General features: G+C 72.3%; 15 protein-coding genes. 10 read left to right on the top strand and 5 right to left on the bottom strand.

What is annotated here, in order from left to right; genetic code table 11:
• Window position 1 precedes the first annotated feature (1 nt).
• Together putA and recG are read left to right on the top strand one after the other, a co-directional pair.
• The gene (putA, locus tag QM788_RS05880; protein ID WP_415660547.1) at window positions 2-3,559 is read left to right on the top strand and encodes a bifunctional proline dehydrogenase/L-glutamate gamma-semialdehyde dehydrogenase PutA; all 3,558 of its coding nucleotides are present in this window, start codon (window positions 2-4) and stop codon (window positions 3,557-3,559) included.
• 183 nt (window positions 3,560-3,742) lie between these two features.
• On the top strand, window positions 3,743-5,821 hold the full coding sequence (gene recG, locus QM788_RS05875; protein WP_415660546.1) for an ATP-dependent DNA helicase RecG: 2,079 nt from the start codon (window positions 3,743-3,745) through the stop codon (window positions 5,819-5,821).
• 15 nt (window positions 5,822-5,836) lie between these two features.
• Here recG and QM788_RS05870 read toward each other — a convergent pair whose 3' ends face one another.
• On the bottom strand, window positions 5,837-6,544 hold the full coding sequence (locus QM788_RS05870; protein WP_415660545.1) for a peptidylprolyl isomerase: 708 nt from the start codon (window positions 6,542-6,544) through the stop codon (window positions 5,837-5,839).
• 141 nt (window positions 6,545-6,685) lie between these two features.
• Between QM788_RS05870 and QM788_RS05865 the strand changes: the two genes are divergently transcribed.
• Window positions 6,686-7,165 carry an FKBP-type peptidyl-prolyl cis-trans isomerase gene (locus QM788_RS05865; RefSeq protein ID WP_415660544.1) on the top strand — a complete coding sequence of 160 codons (480 nt, stop codon included), beginning with the start codon at window positions 6,686-6,688 and terminating at the stop codon, window positions 7,163-7,165.
• Here the strand turns inward: QM788_RS05865 and panC are convergent.
• Window positions 7,158-8,015, bottom strand: coding sequence for a pantoate--beta-alanine ligase (gene panC / locus QM788_RS05860; protein ID WP_415660543.1), 858 nt, complete (start codon window positions 8,013-8,015; stop codon window positions 7,158-7,160). The two genes, QM788_RS05865 and panC, sit on opposite strands and share 8 nt — an antisense overlap.
• Before the next feature lie 2 nt (window positions 8,016-8,017).
• The gene (panB, locus tag QM788_RS05855) at window positions 8,018-8,824 is read right to left on the bottom strand and encodes a 3-methyl-2-oxobutanoate hydroxymethyltransferase (RefSeq protein WP_415660542.1); all 807 of its coding nucleotides are present in this window, start codon (window positions 8,822-8,824) and stop codon (window positions 8,018-8,020) included.
• Between the two features lie 65 nt (window positions 8,825-8,889).
• Here panB and QM788_RS05850 point away from each other — a divergent pair, with 65 nt between their 5' ends.
• Complete coding sequence (locus QM788_RS05850; RefSeq protein ID WP_415660541.1) at window positions 8,890-9,810, top strand: hydrogen peroxide-inducible genes activator; 921 nt, start codon at window positions 8,890-8,892, stop codon at window positions 9,808-9,810.
• Window positions 9,811-9,830: 20 nt separating this feature from the next.
• Here QM788_RS05850 and QM788_RS05845 read toward each other — a convergent pair whose 3' ends face one another.
• Window positions 9,831-11,642: a methyl-accepting chemotaxis protein gene (locus QM788_RS05845; RefSeq protein ID WP_415660540.1), complete on the bottom strand. Its 1,812-nt coding sequence runs from the start codon at window positions 11,640-11,642 to the stop codon at window positions 9,831-9,833.
• Window positions 11,643-11,794: 152 nt separating this feature from the next.
• On the opposite strand from QM788_RS05845, the gene QM788_RS05840 reads away from it, so the two are divergent.
• On the top strand, window positions 11,795-12,307 hold the full coding sequence (locus tag QM788_RS05840; RefSeq protein WP_415660539.1) for a Dps family protein: 513 nt from the start codon (window positions 11,795-11,797) through the stop codon (window positions 12,305-12,307).
• A 125-nt stretch (window positions 12,308-12,432) separates the two neighbouring features.
• Complete coding sequence (locus QM788_RS05835) at window positions 12,433-14,085, top strand: peptide chain release factor 3 (protein ID WP_415660538.1); 1,653 nt, start codon at window positions 12,433-12,435, stop codon at window positions 14,083-14,085.
• 15 nt (window positions 14,086-14,100) lie between these two features.
• Here QM788_RS05835 and QM788_RS05830 read toward each other — a convergent pair whose 3' ends face one another.
• Window positions 14,101-15,771 (bottom strand): hypothetical protein, encoded by a 1,671-nt coding sequence (locus QM788_RS05830; protein ID WP_415660537.1) that lies wholly within the window; start codon window positions 15,769-15,771, stop codon window positions 14,101-14,103.
• A gap of 164 nt (window positions 15,772-15,935) precedes the next feature.
• On the opposite strand from QM788_RS05830, the gene QM788_RS05825 reads away from it, so the two are divergent.
• Genes QM788_RS05825 through QM788_RS05810 form a run of 4 tightly spaced genes read left to right on the top strand, consistent with a single transcriptional unit; the run spans window position 15,936 to window position 19,510 of the window.
• On the top strand, window positions 15,936-17,099 hold the full coding sequence (locus QM788_RS05825) for an ATP-binding protein (RefSeq protein WP_415660536.1): 1,164 nt from the start codon (window positions 15,936-15,938) through the stop codon (window positions 17,097-17,099).
• A gap of 28 nt (window positions 17,100-17,127) precedes the next feature.
• On the top strand, window positions 17,128-17,850 hold the full coding sequence (locus tag QM788_RS05820; RefSeq protein ID WP_415660535.1) for a zf-TFIIB domain-containing protein: 723 nt from the start codon (window positions 17,128-17,130) through the stop codon (window positions 17,848-17,850).
• A 38-nt stretch (window positions 17,851-17,888) separates the two neighbouring features.
• A complete protein-coding gene (locus tag QM788_RS05815; protein WP_415660534.1) occupies window positions 17,889-18,986 on the top strand; it encodes a PQQ-dependent sugar dehydrogenase in 1,098 nt (365 codons plus the stop codon).
• Window positions 18,987-19,012: 26 nt separating this feature from the next.
• Window positions 19,013-19,510: a YgjV family protein gene (locus tag QM788_RS05810; RefSeq protein ID WP_415660533.1), complete on the top strand. Its 498-nt coding sequence runs from the start codon at window positions 19,013-19,015 to the stop codon at window positions 19,508-19,510.
• The last annotated feature ends 183 nt before the right edge of the window (window positions 19,511-19,693 follow it).

The raw sequence follows: 19,693 nt of genomic DNA, 5'->3' as shown, positions 1-19,693 counted from the left end.
CATGTCCACGCCCTTCGCCGCCCCCGCCGAACAGCCCCGCCTGCCCGACCCCTACCGGCCCGAGCCCGCCGTCGTGCAGGCGCTGGCGGCGCGGCTGGACGGCGCGCTGGACTGGGGCCGGGTGCTCGCCGCCGCCGGCCCCTGGGTGGAGCAGGTGCGCCGCAGCCCGGCGCCGTTCTGGGCGATGGAATCGCTGCTGCGCGAGTACCCGATCACCAGCGCCGAGGGCCTGGCGCTGATGCGGCTGGCCGAGGCGCTGCTGCGCGTGCCGGACGCGCCCACGGCCATCGCGCTGACGGCCGACCAGCTGGGCCGCGCCGACTTCGACGGTGCCTCGGAAGGCAGCCCGCACAAGATGCTGGCGGCGCTGTCGGCCTCGGCGATCTCCATGTCCAAGCGCTTCCTGCCGGGCGCGGAGGACGACGGCGGCCTGTTCAAGCGCCTGGGCGCGCAGACGGTGGTGGCCGCCACGGTGCGCGCCATCCAGCTGCTGGGCCGGCAGTTCGTGCTGGGCCGCAACATCCGCGAGGCGATGGGCGAGGCGGACGCGGCGCGCAAGCAGCAGAAGCAGCTGCGCTTCAGCTACGACATGCTGGGCGAGGGCGCCCGTACCGAGGAAGACGCGGCGCGCTACCAGGCGGCCTACATCGGCGCGATCCAGGCCATCGCCGGCGGCCGCCGCGCGGAGAGCCCCGAGGGGTCGGACGGCATCTCCATCAAGCTGAGCGCGCTGTTCAGCCGCTACGAGGTGCTGCAGCGCGAGCGCGTCTTCGCCGAGCTGCTGCCGCGCGTGTGGCAGCTCATCGAGCTGGCCGCCGCCGCCAACATCAACCTGACCATCGACGCCGAGGAGGTGGACCGCCTGGAGCTGTCGCTGGACGTGCTCGACACGCTGGCCGCGCGCATCGCCGCGGCCTACCCGCAGTGGCGCGGCTTCGGCCTCGCGGTGCAGGCCTACCAGACGCGGGCGCTGGCCGTCGTCGACGAGGTGGCCGCCATCGCCCGCAAGCACGGGCTGCGCTTCATGGTGCGGCTGGTCAAGGGTGCTTACTGGGACGGCGAGATCAAGCGCGCGCAGGAGCTGGGCCTGGCGCACTACCCGGTGTTCACGCACAAGCAGCACACCGACGTGAGCTACCTCGCCTGCGCCCGCGCGCTCATCCAGCACGCCGACGTCATCTACCCGCAGTTCGCCAGCCACAACGCCGGCACCATCGCCGCCATCGTGCAGATGGCCCGCTCCGCGAATGCCGCCTTTGAGATGCAGCGCCTGCACGGCATGGGCGAGGGCGTGTACCGCGAGGTGCTGAAGGACGGCACCATCCCCTGCCGCGTCTACGCCCCCGTCGGCGAGCACCGCGACCTGCTCGCCTACCTCGTGCGCCGGCTGCTGGAGAACGGCGCCAACTCCTCCTTCGTGCACCAGCTGGCCGACCCCGCGGTGCAGGTGCCCGAGCTGCTCGGCTCGCCGCTGCTGGACGTGCGTGACGCCAGCGCGCTGCCGCTGCCGCCCGCGCTGTACCTGGACGCCGAAGGCCGCGGCCGCGCCAACTCCACGGGCGCGGACCTCACCGCCCCCGCCCAGCGCGCGCCGCTGCAGGCCGCGCTGGCCGCCACCGCCGTGCAGCCCGTGCCCGAGGCCACGGCGGCGGGCGTGGACGCCGCGATGCAGCGCCTGCACGCCGGCTTCGCGGGCTGGAGCGCGGCGCCCGTCGCCCAGCGCGCCGCCGCGCTGCGCCGCGCCGCCGATGCGCTGGACGCGCGCCTGCCCGAGTTCTGTGCGCTGCTCGTCAAGGAGGCGTTCAAGACCCAGGCCGACTGCGTCGCCGAGGTGCGCGAGGCCGTGGACTTCCTGCGTTACTACGCCGACATCGCCGAGCAGGACGCCGCGTTGATGCAGGGCCGAGGCGTGTTCGTCTGCATCAGCCCGTGGAACTTCCCGCTGGCGATCTTCGCGGGCCAGGTCGCCGCCGCGCTGGTCGCGGGCAACAGCGTGGCCGCCAAGCCGGCCGAGCAGACGCCCTATGTCGCGCTGCGGATGGTCGAGCTGCTGCATGAGGCCGGCGTGCCGGCCGACGCGCTGGCGCTGCTGCACGGCGCGGGCGAGACCGTCGGCGCCGGGCTCGTCGCCCACGCGCACACGGCCGGCGTCTGCTTCACCGGCTCCACGGCCGTCGCGCAGATCATCAACAAGGCGCTGGCCGCCAAGCAAAACTCACCCGTCCCGCTGATCGCCGAGACCGGCGGCCTCAACGCGATGGTGGTGGACTCCACCGCGCTGCCCGAGCAGGTCATCGACGCCGTCGTGCAGAGCGCCTTCCGCTCGGCCGGCCAGCGCTGCTCGGCGCTGCGGCTGCTGTGCGTGCAGTCCAGCATCGCCGACGGCGTCATCGAGATGCTGAAGGGCGCTCTCCAAGAGCTGCACGTCGGCCAGCCCGCCAGGCTGGCGACCGACGTCGGCCCCGTCATCGACGACGAGGCCCACGCCAGCATCAGCCGCCACGTCGAGCGCCTGAAGCGCGAGGCCCGCCTCATCGCCGAGGCGCCCGTGGCCGAGCCGCTGCCGCGGCAGATCCGCCCGGTCGCCTTCGAGCTCGCGCGCATCGATCAGCTCGGCGAGGAAATCTTCGGCCCGGTGCTGCACGTCGTGCGCTTCGACGACCCGGTGGACGAGGTCGTCCAGCAGATCAACGCACTGGGCTACGGCCTCACGCTCGGCATCCAGACCCGCATCGACAGCCGCGCCCAGCGCCTGGCCGACGCGGCGCGCATCGGCAACGTCTACGTCAACCGCAACATCATCGGCGCGGTCGTCGGCGTGCAGCCCTTCGGTGGCGAGGGCCTGTCCGGCACCGGCCCCAAGGCCGGCGGGCCGGACTACCTGCGCCGCTTCTGCGCCGAGCCGGTGATCGCCGCCGCCGCGCCGCCGCTGGCGCTGGACGGCCGCGCCGACCCGCTGGCCGTGGCCGCCGACACCGGCTGGCGCGACACGCCGCTGGACGCGCGCATCGCCACGCTGCGCCGCGCCGCCGACACGCTGGACGCGCCCACCGCCATCGCGCTGCGCGGCCTGTTCACGGCCGCGCAATCGCTGTTCGCCGACGCCGTGCTGCCCGGCCCCACCGGCGAGAGCAACACGCTGCGCCACCACGCCCGCGGCGTGTTCGCGGTGCTGGGCCGCGCCGAGGCCGGCCTGGCCGCGGCCGTCAGCGCGCTGCTGGCCGGCAACAGCGCCCTCTGGCTGGGCGGCGACGAGCGTGCCCGCCAGGCCCTGCTGCGCGCCGGCCTGCCGGCCGACGCGCTGACGCTGCTGCCCGACGCGGCCCTGCCCGGCCTGCTGGCCGCGCCGCAGCTCGCGGGCGTGGCGCTCGCGTCGTCGGACCCGGCCGCCGCGCACGCGCTGGCCCAGGCGCTGGCCCTGCGGCCCGGCGCCATCCTGCCGCTGGTCACCGCGGCCGGCCATGTGCGCCAGCTCTACCGCTTCACGGCCGAGCAGACGCTGACGGTCAACACCGCCGCCGCGGGCGGCAATGCGGCGTTGCTGGCCGGGGTGGAATGAGGTGAGGCCCCCCGTCCAGGCTTGCGCCGGCTGAACGCCGGCAAGCCTGACCGGCCCCCCGAGGGGGCGGCGATGCTCGCGGGGCGTGCCCCGCTCGCACATCGCCCGCGGGCCGGCTTGGGAGCGGCCCGGCGCTCGGCCCGCGTGTGTCGTGGTCTGCGAGTGGCACCGCAAAATGCCGCCATGCCTGTGGCCGCTTCCTCCCCGCCCGCCGCCAAGTCCGCGCCGCAGAAGGCGATGGAGAAGCTCGGCCTGCTGCGCGACATCGACCTGGCGCTGCACCTGCCGCTGCGCTACGAGGACGAGACCCGCCTGACGCCCATCGCCGCGCTGCGCGAGGGGGAGCCGGCGCAGGTGGAGGGCGTGGTGGTGGACTGCCAGGTCGATCTGCGCGGCCGCCGCCAGCTGCTGGTGCGGGTGCAGGACGACTCGGCGGCGCCCGGCCGCCCCGAGGCCGGCGGCACGCTGCTGTTGCGCTTCCTGCACTTCTACCCGTCGCAGCAGAAGCTCATGGCCGCCGGCACGCGGCTGCGCATCCGCGGCGAGGCGCGCATCGGCTTCTTCGGCCGCGAGATGGTGCACCCGGCCGTCAAGGCCGTGGACGGCGGCACGCCGCTCGCCGCCTCGCTCACGCCCGTCTACCCGGCCTCGGCGCAGCTGCCGCAGGCCTATCTGCGCAAGGCCGTGGCCTCGGGCCTCGCGCGGGCGGACCTGCGCGAGATCCTGCCGGCCGGCACCGTGCCGCGCGGCCTGCCGCCGCTGAAGGACGCGCTGCACTACCTGCACCACCCGCCGCCCGAGGCCTCGCAGGCCGCGCTGCATGCGCACGACCACCCGGCCTGGCACCGGCTCAAGTTCGAGGAGCTGCTGGCGCAGCAGCTGTCGCAGCTGCAGGCCCAGCGCGAGCGCGCGCGGCTCGTCGCGCCCGCGCTGCGCGCCGCGCCCGGCGGCCTGCACGAGCGGCTGCTGGCGGCGCTGCCCTTCCAGCTCACGGCCGCGCAGCGGCGCGTCGCCGAGGAGATCGCGCAGGACCTGGCCCGCCCGCAGCCCATGCACCGGCTGCTGCAGGGCGACGTGGGCTCGGGCAAGACCGTGGTCGCCGCGCTGGCCGCCGCCGTCGCGATCGACGCCGGCTGGCAATGCGCGCTGATGGCGCCCACGGAAATCCTCGCCGAGCAGCACTTCCGCAAGCTGATCGGCTGGCTGGAGCCGCTGGGGCTGCGGGTCGCGTGGATCACCGGCAGCGTCAAGGGCCGGGCGCGGCAGAAGATGCTGGACGCCGCCGCCTCGGGCGAGGCGCAGCTCGTCGTCGGCACCCACGCCGTCATCGAGGACAAGGTGCGCTTCGCCAAGCTGGGCCTGGCCGTCATCGACGAGCAGCACCGCTTCGGCGTCGCGCAGCGGCTGGCCTTGCGCAACAAGCTCAAATCAATGGACCTGGAGCCGCACCTGCTGATGATGAGCGCGACGCCGATCCCGCGCACGCTGGCGATGACCTATTTCGCCGACCTGGACGTCTCCACCATCGACGAGCTGCCGCCCGGCCGCAGCCCCATCGTCACCAAGGTGTTCACGCTGGCCAAGCGCGACGAGGTGATCGACAAGATCCGCATGGCGGTGGCCGACGGCGCGCAGGTCTACTGGGTGTGCCCGCTGGTGGAGGAGTCCGAGGCCGTGGACCTGCGCAACGCCACCGAGACGCACGCCGAGCTGAGCCAGGCGCTGGCCGGCGCCTCGGTGGGCCTGCTGCACGGCCGCATGGCGCCGGCCGACAAGGCGGCCGTGATGGCGCAGTTCAGCGGCGGCGCGATGAGCGTGCTGGTGGCCACCACCGTCATCGAGGTCGGCGTGGACGTGCCCAACGCCAGCCTGATGGTCATCGAGCACGCGGAGCGCTTCGGCCTGGCGCAACTGCACCAGCTGCGCGGCCGGGTCGGGCGCGGCGCGAAGGCCAGCGTCTGCGTGCTGCTCTACAGCCCGCCGCTGTCCGACACCGGCAAGGCGCGGCTCAAGGCCATGGCCGAGACCACCGACGGCTTCGAGATCGCGCGCCGCGACCTCGACATCCGCGGCCCCGGCGAGTTCATGGGCGCCCGCCAGAGCGGCGCCGAGCTGCTGCGCTTCGCCGATCTGCAGGAAGACGCGCCGCTGCTGCAGGCCGCCCGCGCGCTGGCGCCGCAGCTGCTGGACGCGCATCCCGACGCCGCGCGGCGCCAGGTGGCGCGCTGGCTCGGGACTAAGGCCGAGTTCCTGAAGGCCTGAAGTCCTGACGCGCGGCTACTTCAGCCGCTGCATCCAGTACACCAGCACCTCGGTGCGTGGCTGGAGGTCGGTGGCGCTGTAGCGGTAGACCGGCACGACGTTGATCGCGTCCAGCGTGGCCAGGCCGGAGATGATGCGGCCGAAGACGGCGTAGCCCGGCTTGGCGGCGCTCTGGTAGTCCAGCCCGGTGTTGTCCACCACGTTGAAGAAGAACTCGCTGGTGGCGGAGTCCGGGCCGCTGCGGCGCGGCATGGCGATGGTGCCGCGCAGGTTGGACAGGCCGTTGTTGCTCTCCAGCGGGATGGGCGGGTACAGCGGCCGCTTCTCGACCATGCCCGGCGCGTAGCCGCCGCCCTGCACGACGAAGTCGCGGTCCACGCGGTGGATCAGCGTGTTCGTGTAGAAGCCGGCGGCCACGTAGCGGTAGAAGTTGGCCACCGTCTGCGGCGCGTAGCTGTCGTACAGCTCCACGACCATCTCGCCGCTGCTGGTCAGCATGCACACGGTGCCCCAGCGGCTGGCCGCGGACGCCGCCAGCCCCGCCGCGCTGCACGACAGCGTGGGCGGGTTGGGCTGGGGCTGGGGCCGCGGATAGGGCGTGCCGCTGCCGCCGTCGCCCCAGCCGCCGCCGATCTCGATGGACGCGCCGCCGCCGCAGGCGCTGAGCAGCGCGGCCAGGCCGAGGCTGAGGGCGAGGCCGGCGAGGCGGGGGATCGGGCGCATGGCAACACTCCTGGGCATGGGGTGGGCCAACGCCCGCTGCCTACATGGGTTGACCGGGCTTACAAGCGCTTACGGCCGGGTGGCTATAGTGCGCGCCGCCCGCCACGAGCGGGGTTTCCTCGTCCGCCTGTCTTGATCGCCATGTCCCAGTCCGCCTCCCGCCGCTCCGCCCTCCTGCTCGCCCTGAGCGCCAGCCTCGCCCTTGCCGCCTGCGGCGGTGGCGGCGGCGATGCGGGCACGCCCGTCAATCAGGATCCGAACGGCTGGCAGGCAGTGACCGCCCTCAAGGTCGCCGACACGACGCCGGGCACCGGACTGCAGGCCGATGCCGGCAAGACGGTCTCCGTCCACTACACCGGCTACCTGTACGACGTGCGCGTGGCCAGCACCAAGGGCACGCAGTTCGACACCTCGGTCGGCAAGACGCCGCTGGTGTTCAAGCTCGGCACGAACGCGGTGATCCCCGGCTTCGACCAGGGCGTCACCGGCATGAAGGTGGGCGGCAAGCGCACCCTCACCATCCCGGCCGCGCTGGGCTACGGCAGCGCGGGGGCCGGCGGCGGCACGATCCCGCCGAACGCGGCGCTGGTGTTCGACGTGGAGCTCGTCGGCGTCAACTGACGGCGGCGGCCTCGAGGTTGTCGATCAGCCGGGTCTTGCCCAGCCGGGCGGCGCCCAGCGCGACCAGCGGCTGGCCGGCGACAGCGGGGCCCAGGTCGTGCTGGCGGCGCAGCGTCAGGTAGTCCGGCGCCCAGCCGGCGTCGCGCAAGGCCTGCATCGCGTCGGCCTCCATCGCGGCCAGGCCGCGCTCGCCGGCCTGCCAGCGGGCGATCAGCGCCTTCAGGGCGCGCGACAGGCGCAGCGCCTCGGCCTTCTCGGCCTCGCTCAGGTAGCCGTTGCGCGAGGACAGCGCCAGGCCTTCGCTGCCCGGGGCCTCGCTGCGGCGCGTCTCGCCGCCGTGGATGGCGATGGGCAACGCCATCTGCGCCACCATGCGGCGGATGACCATCAGCTGCTGGTAGTCCTTCTTGCCGAACACCGCCAGCGTCGGCTGCACGATGTTGAACAGCTTGTGGACGACGGTGCAGACGCCGGTGAAGAAGCCGGGGCGGAAGTGGCCCTCGAGGATGTCCGCCAGCTCGGCCGGCGGCACCACCTTGTAGCCCTGTGGCTCGGGGTACAGCTCGCTCTCCGAGGGCGCGAAGACGATGTCGCAGCCCGCGCCCTCCAGCAGCGCGCAGTCGCGCGCCAGCGTGCGCGGGTAGGTGTCGAAGTCCTCGTGCGGCGCGAACTGCAGCCGGTTCACGAAGATGCTCGCCACCACCGTGCCGGCCGGGCCGACCAGCGCGCGCGCCTGCTGGACGAGCGCCAGGTGGCCGTCGTGCAGGTTGCCCATGGTCGGTACGAAGCCGCGCTCGCGGTGCGGCGCGAGCGCCTCGCGCAGCCCGGCAATGGTGTGGATGAGCTGCATGTTCAGAAGCCGTGCACGTCGTTGACCGGGAAGGTGCCGGCCTTCACCTCGTCCACGTAGCCCTTCACCGCGGCCAGGATGGAGTCCCGGCCGGCCATGAAGTCCTTGACGAAGCGTGGCTTGCGGCCGGGCGTGATGTTGAGCATGTCGTGCAGCACCAGCACCTGGCCCGAGCAGCCGACGCCCGCGCCGATGCCGATGACGGGCACGGGCGACGCGGCCGTGATCTCCGCCGCCAGCGCGGCCGGCACCATCTCGTAGAGCAGCATCGCGGCGCCCGCCTCGACCAGCGCCATCGACTCGCGCTTCATGCGCGCCGCGCCGGCCTCGTCGCGCCCCTGCACGCGGAAGCCGCCCAGCGACGTCACCGTCTGCGGCGTGAAGCCCAGGTGCACGCACACCGGGATGCCGCGCTCGCTGATGAAGCGCACCGTCTCGGTCGTCCAGCCGCCGCCTTCGAGCTTGACCATGTGGGCGCCCGCCTTCACCAGCGCGGCCGCGCTCTTCCAGGCCTCTTCCTTGCTCGCGTGGTAGCTGTCGAACGGCAGGTCGGCCACGACGAAGGCGTACTTCACGCCGCGGCGCACGCAACGGGTGTGGTAGCGCATCTCGTCCAGGCTGACCGGGGCCGTGGAGCCTCGGCCCTGCAGCACGTTGCCCAGCGAGTCGCCGATCAGCAGCACGTCCACGCCGGCCTCGTCCAGCAGGCCGGCGAAGGCCGCGTCGTAGCAGGTCAGCATGGCGATCTTTTCGCCGCCGGCATGCATCTGCGCCAGGCGCGGCAGGGTCACGGGCTTGCGGTCGGTCATCACGGAATCCTCGGTGAAAACCCTGGGGCTGCCCCCAGGGCGGGCGCAGTGTAGCGTTCGGGCCCATGACCCTGACCGAACTGCGCTACATCATTGCCGTCGCCCGCGAGCGCCATTTCGGCCGCGCCGCCGAAGCCTGCTTCGTGTCGCAGCCGACGCTCTCCGTGGCCATCAAGAAGCTGGAGGAAGAGCTGGACGTGAAGCTCTTCGAGCGCGGCGGCAGCGAGGTCAGCGTGACGCCGCTGGGCGAGGAGATCGTGCGCCAGGCGCAGTCGGTGCTGGACCAGGCCGGCGCCATCAGGGAGATCGCCAAGCGCGGCAAGGACCCGCTGGCCGGCGCGCTGCGGCTGGGCATCATCTACACCATCGGCCCCTACCTGCTGCCCGAGCTGGTGAAGCACAGCATCGAGCTGTACCCGCAGATGCCGCTGATGCTGCAGGAGAACTTCACCGTGAAGCTGCTGGAGATGCTGCGCACCGGCGAGCTGGACTGCGCCATCATGGCCGAGCCCTTCCCCGACACCGGCCTGGCCACCGCGCCGCTGTACGACGAGCCCTTCGTCGTCGCGCTGCCGGCCGGGCACGGGCTGGCCGGGCGCGCGGCGATCAGCGCCGAGGAGCTCAAGCGCGAGACCATGCTGCTGCTGGGCACCGGCCACTGCTTCCGCGACCATGTGCTGGAGGTCTGCCCCGAGTTCGCGCGCTTCGCCAGCGACGCGGAGGGCATCCGCCGCAGCTTCGAGGGCTCGTCGCTGGAGACCATCAAGCACATGGTCGCCGCAGGCATGGGCGTGACGGTGGTGCCGCGGCTGTCGGTGCCGCAGGAGCCGTCGGCGCACCTGCGCTTCGTGCCCTTCAGCGACCCCGTGCCCACGCGCCGCGTGGTGCTGGCGTGGCGCCGCACGTTCACGCGCTACGAGGCCATCGCGGCGCTGCGCAACGCGATCTATGCCTGCGAGCTGGGCGGCGTGACGCGCCTGTCCTGACGCATCGCGGGCGGCCCGCCCTACAGCCGGAACCCGCCCACCGCCGCCGCCAGCCGCTCGGCCTGCTGCTTCAGCGCCTCGGCCGCGGCGGCCGATTCCTCCACCAGCGCGGCGTTCTGCTGCGTCAGCTGGTCCAGGTGGCCCACGGCGGTGCCGACCTCGCCGATGCTGTGGCTCTGCTCGCTGCTGGCCGCGGCGATCTCCTGCATGATGCCGGTCACCTGGTTCACCGAGCCGACGATCTCGCTCATCGTCTCGCCCGCCTCGGCCACCAGGCGCGAGCCGCTGTCCACGCGCTCGACCGAGGCCGAGATCAGCGTCTTGATTTCCTTGGCCGCGTCGGCCGACCGCTGCGCCAGCGAGCGCACCTCCGCCGCGACGACCGCGAAGCCCCGGCCCTGCTCGCCCGCGCGCGCGGCCTCCACGGCGGCGTTCAGCGCCAGGATGTTGGTCTGGAAGGCGATGCCGTCGATGACGCCGATGATGTCGGCGATGCGGGTGGAGCTGCTGCTGATGTCCTGCATCGTCGTCACCACGCGCGACACCACGTCGCCGCCGCGCTGCGCCACGGCCGAGGCCGCCACGACGAGCTGATTGGCCTGCGCCGCGCGCTCGGCGTTGAGCCGGACCGTGTCGGTGAGCTGCTCGGTGGCGCTGGAGGTCTGCTCCAGGCTGCTGGCGGTCTGCTCGGTGCGGGCGGACAGGTCCTGGTTGCCCAGCGCGATCTCCTGCGACGCGGTGCGCACCGATTCGCTGCTGTCGCGGATCTCGCGCAGCACGCCGCAGAGCTTGTCGACGAAGGTGTTGAAGCTGCGCGCGATCGTGGCCAGCTCGTCGTCGCCGGCCGCGGCGACGCGCCGGGTCAGGTCGCCGTCGCCGGAGGCGATGTCCTGCAGCGCGGTGTTCAGTACCGCCAGGTGGCGCAGCCGCCGCGCCACCAGCGCGCCGATCACCAGGCCCGACACCAGCAGCACGACGACGGCGGCCACCAGCGAGCTGATGGCCAGGCCGCGCAGGCCGGCCAGCGCCTCGGCCTTGTCCAGCGCGATGACCAGCACCCAGTCGGTGCCCTTCACGGCGGTGGCCAGCAACTCGTGGGCGGTGCCGTCGATGTCGGCGGACGCCAGCCGGGCGCCGTCGGCCAGCTGCCGCAGCCGCTCGGGCGTCAGCCCGGCCACCACGTCCTTGACCGGCGTGCCGCCGCGCTTCAGGTCGGGGTGGGCGATGAAATTGCCGTCCTTGTCGGCCAGGAAGGCGAAGCTGCTCGCCGTGGGATGAATGGACTTGACGATGTTCACCACGTTGTCCAGGTACACGTCGCCCGCGGCCACCGCGGTCGTGCTGCCGCCGTCCTTCACCGCCACGGCGAAGGTCACCATCATGCGCTGCGTCGCGGCGTCCTTGTACGGCGAGGTCAGCACCGGGCCGCTGGCGCCGGCGGCCAGCAGGTACCAGGGCCGGCCGGTCGGGTCGTAGCCCGGGGGCAGGTTCTGCGCCGCGCTGAAGACGATGCGCTTGTCGGCGAAGGCGACATAGCTGTTGTCGAAGCCGCCGGAGCCGTGCGCCTGCACCAGGAACCTGACGGCCTCCGCCTCCGGCACGTTCGCCACCGGCACCGTCGACTTGACGACGGCCACCTTGGAGGCGGCCCAGTCGGCGATCGCCTGGGCCTGCGCCTGGGCCAGCCCCAGCGTGTTCTTCTGCAGGTCGTCCAGCACCTGGCCGCGGGCCGTGACGTAGTTGGCCGCCGCCAGGGCCAGCAGGCCGAGCAGCAGGGACATGACGGCCAGCGCGACGAGGCGCGTGCGCAGGGACTTGAACTTTGCGAGCATGGCCTCTCTCCTGTTCATGGGCGGCCGCAAACTCTATCGGCGCCCTTTTGCCGTGCGCGCCCCCGGTCCCGACGCGCCGGCGCAAACCGAGACTTGCACCACACGGTCACGCGAATCCGCTAGGCTGCTGCCGTCTCATTCCGGAGTCATCCATGGCCAAGAAACCCGTCACTTCCCGCGCCCCCGCCGCCCCGTCCATCAGCATCGGCATCAGCGACAAGGACCGCAGCGCCATCGCCGCCGGCCTGTCCGAGCTGCTGGCCGAGACCTACACGCTGTACCTGACCACGCACAATTTCCACTGGAACGTCACCGGGCCGATGTTCAACAGCCTGCACGCGATGTTCATGGCCCAGTACACCGAGCTGTGGAACGCGGTGGACCCCATCGCCGAGCGCATCCGCTCGCTGGGCCATCCCGCGCCCGGCAGCTATGCGCAGTTCACCAAGCTCAGCGGCCTGCCCGACGCGCCCGCCACGCCGCCCAAGGCGCTGGAGATGGTGCGCATCCTGAAGGAAGGCCACGAGGCCGTCGCCCGCACCGCGCGCCAGCTCTTCCCCACCGTCGACAAGGCCGGCGACGAGCCCACGGCCGACCTGCTGACGCAGCGCATCACGGTGCACGAGCAGACGGCGTGGATGCTGCGCAGCCTGCTGGAGGAATAGCGCCTGCGGCCTCGGCGGGATGCGGCCCCGCTTGCGGCCCGCGCCCCGCCCGGCATCCCGGGATGCCGGGCGGTGGCCGACGGGGTGGCTGGGATAATCCCGGGCTCCCCTGCAAGAACAAGTCCATGTCCGAACCCACCGCCAGCCGCATCGAGACGGAAGTCCGCCGCCGCCGCACCTTCGCCATCATCAGCCACCCCGACGCGGGCAAGACCACGCTGACGGAAAAGCTGCTGCTGTTCTCCGGCGCGATCCAGATCGCCGGCTCGGTGAAGGCGCGCAAGGCGACGCGGCATGCGACCTCGGACTGGATGGAGATCGAGAAGCAGCGCGGCATCTCGGTGGCGTCGAGCGTGATGCAGATGGAGTACCGCGACTGCGTCATCAACCTGCTGGACACCCCGGGCCACCAGGACTTCTCGGAAGACACCTACCGCGTGCTGACCGCCGTGGACGCGGCGCTGATGGTCATCGACGCGGGCAACGGCGTCGAGCCGCAGACGCGCCGGCTCTTGCAGGTCTGCCGCGCGCGCAACACGCCCATCCTCACCTTCGTCAACAAGATGGACCGCGAGGTGAAGGATCCGCTGGCGCTGATGGACGAGATCGAGGCCGAGCTGGGCATGACGGTCGTGCCGTTCACCTGGCCGGTCGGCATGGGCAAGCAGTTCCACGGCGTGATGGACCTGCGCCAGCAGCGCATGCGCGTGTTCGCGCCCGGCGAGGACCGCGCGGCCGGCACCGAGGAGGTGCTGGAGGGGCTGGACAACCCGGTGTACGCCGAGCGCTTCGGCATGCAGTACGAGCAGGCCGAGGGCGAGATCGAGCTGGTGCGCGAGGCCGCGCCCGCGTTCTCGCGCGACGAGTTCCTGAGCGGCCGGCAGACGCCGATGTTCTTCGGCTCGGCCGTCAACAACTTCGGCGTGCAGGAGGTGCTGGACGCGCTCGTGGAGCTGGCGCCCGCGCCGGACGTGCGCGAGGCCATGCAGCGCACGGTGAAGCCCGAGGAGCCCCGCTTCACCGGCGTCGTGTTCAAGATCCAGGCCAACATGGACCCGGCGCACCGCGACCGCATCGCCTTCCTGCGCGTGGCCTCGGGCCACTTCGAGCGCGGCATGCGGCTGAAGGTGGTGCGCTCGGGCAAGGAGCTGCGGCCCAACACGGTGGTGTCGTTCCTGAGCCAGCGCCGCGAGCTGCTGGACGAGGCCTTTGCCGGCGACATCATCGGCATCCCCAACCACGGCGTGCTGCAGCTGGGCGACACCATCACCGAAGGCGAGGCGCTGCAGTACACCGGCCTGCCGTTCTTCGCGCCGGAAATGTTCCGCAGCGTCGAAGTGGCCGACCCGCTGAAGACCAAGCAGCTGCGCGAGGGCCTGCGCCAGCTGGGCGAGGAGGGCGCCATCCAGGTGTTCCGCCCCGAGGCCGGCAGCGTGCTGCTGCTGGGCGCGGTGGGCCAGCTTCAATTTGAAGTGGTCGCGCACCGGCTGGAGCACGAGTACGGCGTGAAGGCCCGCATCACCGCGGCGCGCTACAACGTGGCGCGCTGGGTGACCTGCGACGACGCCGAGGGCCAGCCCGGCAGCGGCGAGAAGGAGCTGCGCCGCTTCATCGACCACAACGCCCACCGCGTGGCCTGGGACGCCGTCAACGCGCCCACCGTGCTGCTGGAATATGCCGGCGAGCTGCGCGCGATGCAGGAGAACTGGCCGCGCATCCGGTTCCACGCGCTGCGCGAGCACGCCGGGCTGGTGTTTCAGCAGCGGATGGAGGGGTGAGCGCCCCTCGCTCCCTCACTGCCCCGGCGCGGGGCTCAGCAGCAACTGGTTGATGCTCGGCAGTGCCAGTGCCGACACGCCGGTCCCGCGCAGGTTCAGCGCGATGAACTCGGCCACGTTGCTGGTCGTGCCGTCGCTGGCCAGCACGCCGGTGGCCGGCAGGCGGCGCAGATAGCCTTCGCGCAGGCTGTTGATGACGATCGTCTCGGGCACCGTGGCGCCGGTGTTGAAGTTCAGCACGCTGCTGCGCACATAGCTGCTGTTGGCCGCGTCCACCGAAGCCACCGTGGTCTTGGACGGGCTCATGGGCTGCGGCGCGGTGTATTGCGCCGTCATCCTCAGCACCATGCGCTCCTGCACGTCGCCGACGGCCGGCATCGTCACGGCTGCCTTGCGCGTGGCGAAGGTGATGGGGCCAGCCTGCAACAGCGCCACCAGCATCAGCTCGCCGCCGCCAGCGCGGAAGAGGAAGAGGCGGTCGGTCCAGTCGGGCCCCTTGAGGTCGAAGCCGCCCGCCGCATTGGGCACCACCGTGACCTGCTCCGACAGCGAACCGGTTTCGCAGGACGCTAGGACGTCGCAATCTTGGTAGGCGATGAGCTTGCCCGCAGCGTCGAAGCTGAAGGTGGAGGAAACCAGGTGGACGGGGCCGTTGTCCTCGGTACTCTCCATGGCCAGCGCGTTCCAGTCGCCGGCCAGCTCGGCCACCGTGTGGGCCTGCTCGGGGAAGAGGACGGCGCCCCTCAGGATCGGCCCGTTGCTGTAGACGCGCCCAACCAGCACCCCCGCGCCTGTCACCACGAGCTCCTCACCCGGCAAATCGGTGGTGTAGCGGCAGGTGCCGTCGGCCTGCAGCAGGCCACCCCCGTCGGCGTCCTGGTCGGCGGTCACGAGCAGCGTTTTGGCATTCACGGTCATCGTGGTCGTTGAGGGCTGCTGGTCGTCTGCTTCGTTGATGACGAGGCGGTATTTGCCGCTGCGTAGCGCGGCGCAGTTGGCGGCGGCGGGCTGCAGCAGCTGGGCCGCCGGCAGCGAGGCCACGGCGTCGGTGGTCGGCGCGGCGGGCGCCGCCACGGCGGTGGTCAGGGCCGCCAGCGTCGTCTGCCCGGCGGCGAGGCCGGCGTTCAGCGCGTCCAGCGCCTGCTGCTGGGCATTGCCGGCGGCGATGGCGGCGGTCAGCGGGTCGCCGGCGGCGCTGGTGTCGATGCCGCCCTCCTTGAGCGTCTGCACGACGGCGGCCGTGGCGGTCTGCACGGCGGGCACGGTCGCCTTGGTGGCGTCGAAGCCGTCGTAGAAGCCGGCCGGCGCGCCGCCGGCCAGCCGCGCCACCACCAGCTCGGTCAGCGGCGTCAGGTTGGCGCTGGCGGTGTCGCCGCTGCCGGTGGCCACCGAATGCAGCAGCGTGCCGTCGGCGAGCTTGGCGCGCAGCACGCAGGGCAGCTTGCCGCCGCTGATCGCCAGCGCGTAGACGCCGCGGTCCGAGGCCGTGGCGCTGCCGCTGCCGGCGGCGCATCTGGACTCGACCGCCGCCTTGGAGGCCGGCGTGTCGCCGACGACGGCGCCGCTGAGGGCCAGGGTCGCGGCGGCGGGCGGCGCGGGGCTGTCATTGCCGCCGCCGCCGCAGGCGGCCAGCGCCAGCGCGGCCGGCCAGGCCAGCAGGGATCGGGTCGGATGGAGACAAGACATGGGAACCTCCTAGAGCACCCGTGATGGGTGGGAGGCAGTGTGGGCACGGCGAGCGGGCCTGGCGCCCTCAGTTCTGAGGAGCCCTGGCGCGCCGCGCTGCAGGCCGTTCCTGGCGCCTGCGCATGTTTTACAATTTCAGCCTGAAAAGCTGAAATAGCAAATCCATGTTCACGCGCGCCGCCTCCCAACGCCTGCTGCGCCTGGCGCGCGGCTTTCCGGTGGTCGTCATCACCGGCCCGCGCCAGTCGGGCAAGACGACGCTGGCGCGCCAGTGCTTTCCGCAGTACGCCTACGTGTCGCTGGAAGACCCCGACACGCGCCAGCGCATCGCCGCGGACCCGCGCGGCTTCCTGGCCGCGCATGCGGGCGGCCTGGTGCTGGACGAGGCGCAGCGCCTGCCCGATCTGCTCTCCTACTTGCAGACCGCCGTGGACGCCGACCGCCGCCCCGGCCGCTTCGTCGTCACCGGCTCGCAGAACCTGCGCCTGTCGCAGGCCGTGTCGCAGAGCCTGGCGGGCCGCGCGGGTTTCCTGGAACTGCTGCCGCTGTCCTACGCCGAGGCCGACGGGCGCTTCGACGGGCTGTCGCTGGACGAACTGCTCGTGCGCGGCGGCTACCCGGCCATCCACGGCACGCTCGTGGACGCGGCGGACTGGCATGCCAGCTACGTCGCCAGCTACCTGGAGCGCGACGTGCGCGAGATCAGCCGCGTCGGCGACCTGCTGCAGTTCCAGCGCTTCATGCGGCTGATGGCGGCCTACTGCGGCCAGCTGCTCAACCTCAACGCGGTGGCCAACGACCTCGGCATCGCGCAGACCACCGCGCGCGACTGGCTCACGGTGCTGGAGGCCAGCTACGTCGCCTTCCGGCTGCCGCCGTACCACACCAACTTCGGCAAGCGCCTGGTCAAGACGCCCAAGCTCTACTTCCACGACACCGGCCTGGCCGCCTGGCTGCTGGGCGTGCGCAGCGCCGAGGCGATGAACATCCACCCGATGCGCGGCGCGCTGTTCGAGAACCTGTGCATCGCCGAATACGGCAAATACCTGCGCCACCACGGCGCGCCGGGCACGCCCTATTTCTGGCGCGACAACATCGGCAACGAGGTGGACCTGCTGATCGAGCGCGACGGCCGGCTGTGGCCGGTGGAGTTCAAGTCCGGCGCCACCTTCCAGCCGGCCTGGCTCGCGCCGCTGCACACCTGGCAGCGCCACGCCGCCGCCGCCGCGCAGGGCGAGGCGCTGCTCGTCAGCGCCGCCCCCGGCAACCAGAAGCTGCAAGGCACCGGCCTGGCGCACTGGCGCGACGCGCTGGCGGCCCTGCGGTGACGCGCGGCGCCGGCCCTACCATCCGCCGATGCCCGCCCCCGCCAGCCGCCCCTGCCCGTCCTGCCGCGAGGCCATGCAGGTCCACGTGCTGCCGGCCGTCTACGGCGGCGCGGTGGAGATCGACTTCTGCTTCGCCTGCCACGGCATCTGGTTCGACCACCTGGAGAACCTCAAGCTCGCACCCGAGGCCATCGCGACGGTGTTCAAGGAGATGCACCGCCACCGCGACGACGCCCGCACGCCGCTGGCCGGGCGGCTGAACTGCCCGCAATGCCGCGGCGCGCTGCGGCAGGGCTTCGACCTCGTGCGCAGCGGCCGCTACATCACGCACCGCTGCGAGAACCGCCACGGCCGCTTCAGCAGCTTCGCGTCCTTCATGATCGAGAAGGGCTTCGTGCGCCAGCTCACCCGGCCCGAGATCGCCGACATCGCGCGCAAGGTCGGCGTCATCCACTGCAGCAGCTGCGGCGCGCCGGTGGACCTGCGCAAGGAGGACGCCTGCTCGCACTGCCGCTCGGCCCTGTCGCTGCTGGACCCGCAGGCCGTCGAGCGCGCGCTGCAGACCTATGCCCACGCCGCCGCCAAGCCCCCGCCCGGCAGCCCCGACCAGATCGCCGACGCCATCGTCGCGCTGGCCCGGGAGCAGTCGCGCGCCCGGCGCGAAGACCCCCGCCCCGCTCCCGCCGGGCTGCTCACGGTGGACCTGTTGAGCGTCGGCCTCGGCCTCTTCAGCGCCCTGTGGGACGACTGAACGATGATGCGCAACCATCGCCACCCGCCGCCGCCCCGATGAGCTCGCACCGCCTCCTCCCCGTCGCCGCCATCGCCCTTGCCACGCTCGCGCAGGCCGCGCCCGAACTGGAAACCGTCGTCGAAGGGCTCAAGACCCCCTGGGCCCTCGCCTTCCTGCCCGACGGGCAGTTCCTCATCACCGAGCGCGACGGCGCGCTGCGCACCGCCCGGCCGGGCGGCAAGCCCGGCGCGCCCATCGCCGGCCTGCCGGCCATTGCCGCCGTGGGCCAGGGCGGCCTGCTGGACCTGCAGCTCGACAGCGACTTCGCCCGCAACCGCACGATCTATTTCTGCTTCGCCGAGCCCGGCGCCGACGGCAAGACCAACAGCACCGCGCTGGCCCGTGCGCGGCTCGGCGAGGACCTGAAGCGCCTCACGGACGTGAAGGTCATCTTCAGCCAGAAGCCCAAGATGGACAGCCAGCTGCACTTCGGCTGCCGCATCGCCGAGGCGCCGGACGGCAAGCTCTTGCTGAGCCTGGGCGAGCGCTACAAGGGCATGCAGAGCGCGCAGACGCTGGACAACCACCTCGGCAAGATCGTGCGTATCGGCAAGGACGGCAGCGTGCCGGCCGACAACCCGTTCGTGAAGACGCCCGGCGCGCTGCCCGAGATCTGGAGCTACGGGCACCGCAACTCGCAGGGCCTGGCGTTCGACGAGAAGGGCCGTTTGTGGCAGCACGAGCACGGCCCGCAGGGCGGCGACGAGCTCAACCTCATCGGCCCGAAGCTGAACTACGGCTGGCCCGTCATCACCTACGGCGAGAACTACGGCGGCGGCAGGATCGGCGACGGCATCGCCGCCAAAGCCGGCATGGAGCAACCCGTCGTCAAATGGGTGCCGTCCATCGCGCCGTCGGGGCTCGTCAAGCTGAAGAGCGCGAAGTACGGCGCGGCGTGGCAGGGCAGCTTCTTCATCGGCTCGCTGAAGTTCGGCCACCTGGCGCGCGTGAAGCTCGACGCCGACAACCGCCCCGTCGAGCAGGACAAGCTCTTCCCCGACGCCGGCCGCATGCGCGACGTGCGCGAGGGGCCGGACGGGCTGCTCTACCTCGTGCTGGAGAGCCGCGGCCGCGTCGTGCGCGTGAAGCCTTGAGCTGACCCGGCCCGACGCGCCGAGCCGTGACGGACTGGCTCTCCCCCGCCCAACTCTTCGGCTACGCCGCCTTCGTGCTCGGCGTCGGCTGCTTCCTTCAGACCGACGACCGGCGCTTCAAGTGGTTCATGGCGGGCGAGTGCCTGGCCTACATCGCCCACTTCGCGCTGCTGGGCAACCCGACGGCGGTGGCGAGTTCGTCGCTGTCGCTGCTGCGCTCGCTGCTGTCGCTGCACACGCGCTCGGCGTGGGTGGCCGTGGCCGTCGTGGCGGCCAACGTCGGCTTCGGCCTGGCGGTCGCGCAGCAGCCCGCGGACTGGCTGCCGCTGGCGGCGTCGTGCCTGGGCACGGTGGCGCTGTTCACGCTGCAGGGCATCGCCATGCGGCTGCTGATGCTGTGCGGCACCGGGCTGTGGATCGCCAACAACCTGATCGCCGGCTCCATCGGCGGCACGGCGCTGGAGGTGGTGGTGGCGGCGGTCAACCTCGTCACGATCCGGCGGATGTGGCGGGCGGCGGCGTGAACGACCGCGTCGTCGCCTAGGGCTGACGGCGGCTGTCCGCCAACTGGACGCTGCCGCCCCACTCGACTGGCTGGATTCCAGACAGCGCCGCCGCGCAAACCGCCCCAATCCCGGGTTAACGCGCAAGGGTTTGCATGTGGTTTGCGACCAGGGCACGCGGGCACGTCTCTTGCGCCAGGGGTG

It is taken from the genome of Roseateles sp., from assembly GCF_047654785.1.
Lineage (GTDB): Bacteria > Pseudomonadota > Gammaproteobacteria > Burkholderiales > Burkholderiaceae_C > Pelomonas.
The sequence above is the reverse complement of the archived record's forward strand: the minus strand, read 5'-3'. Positions and strand labels throughout refer to the sequence as shown.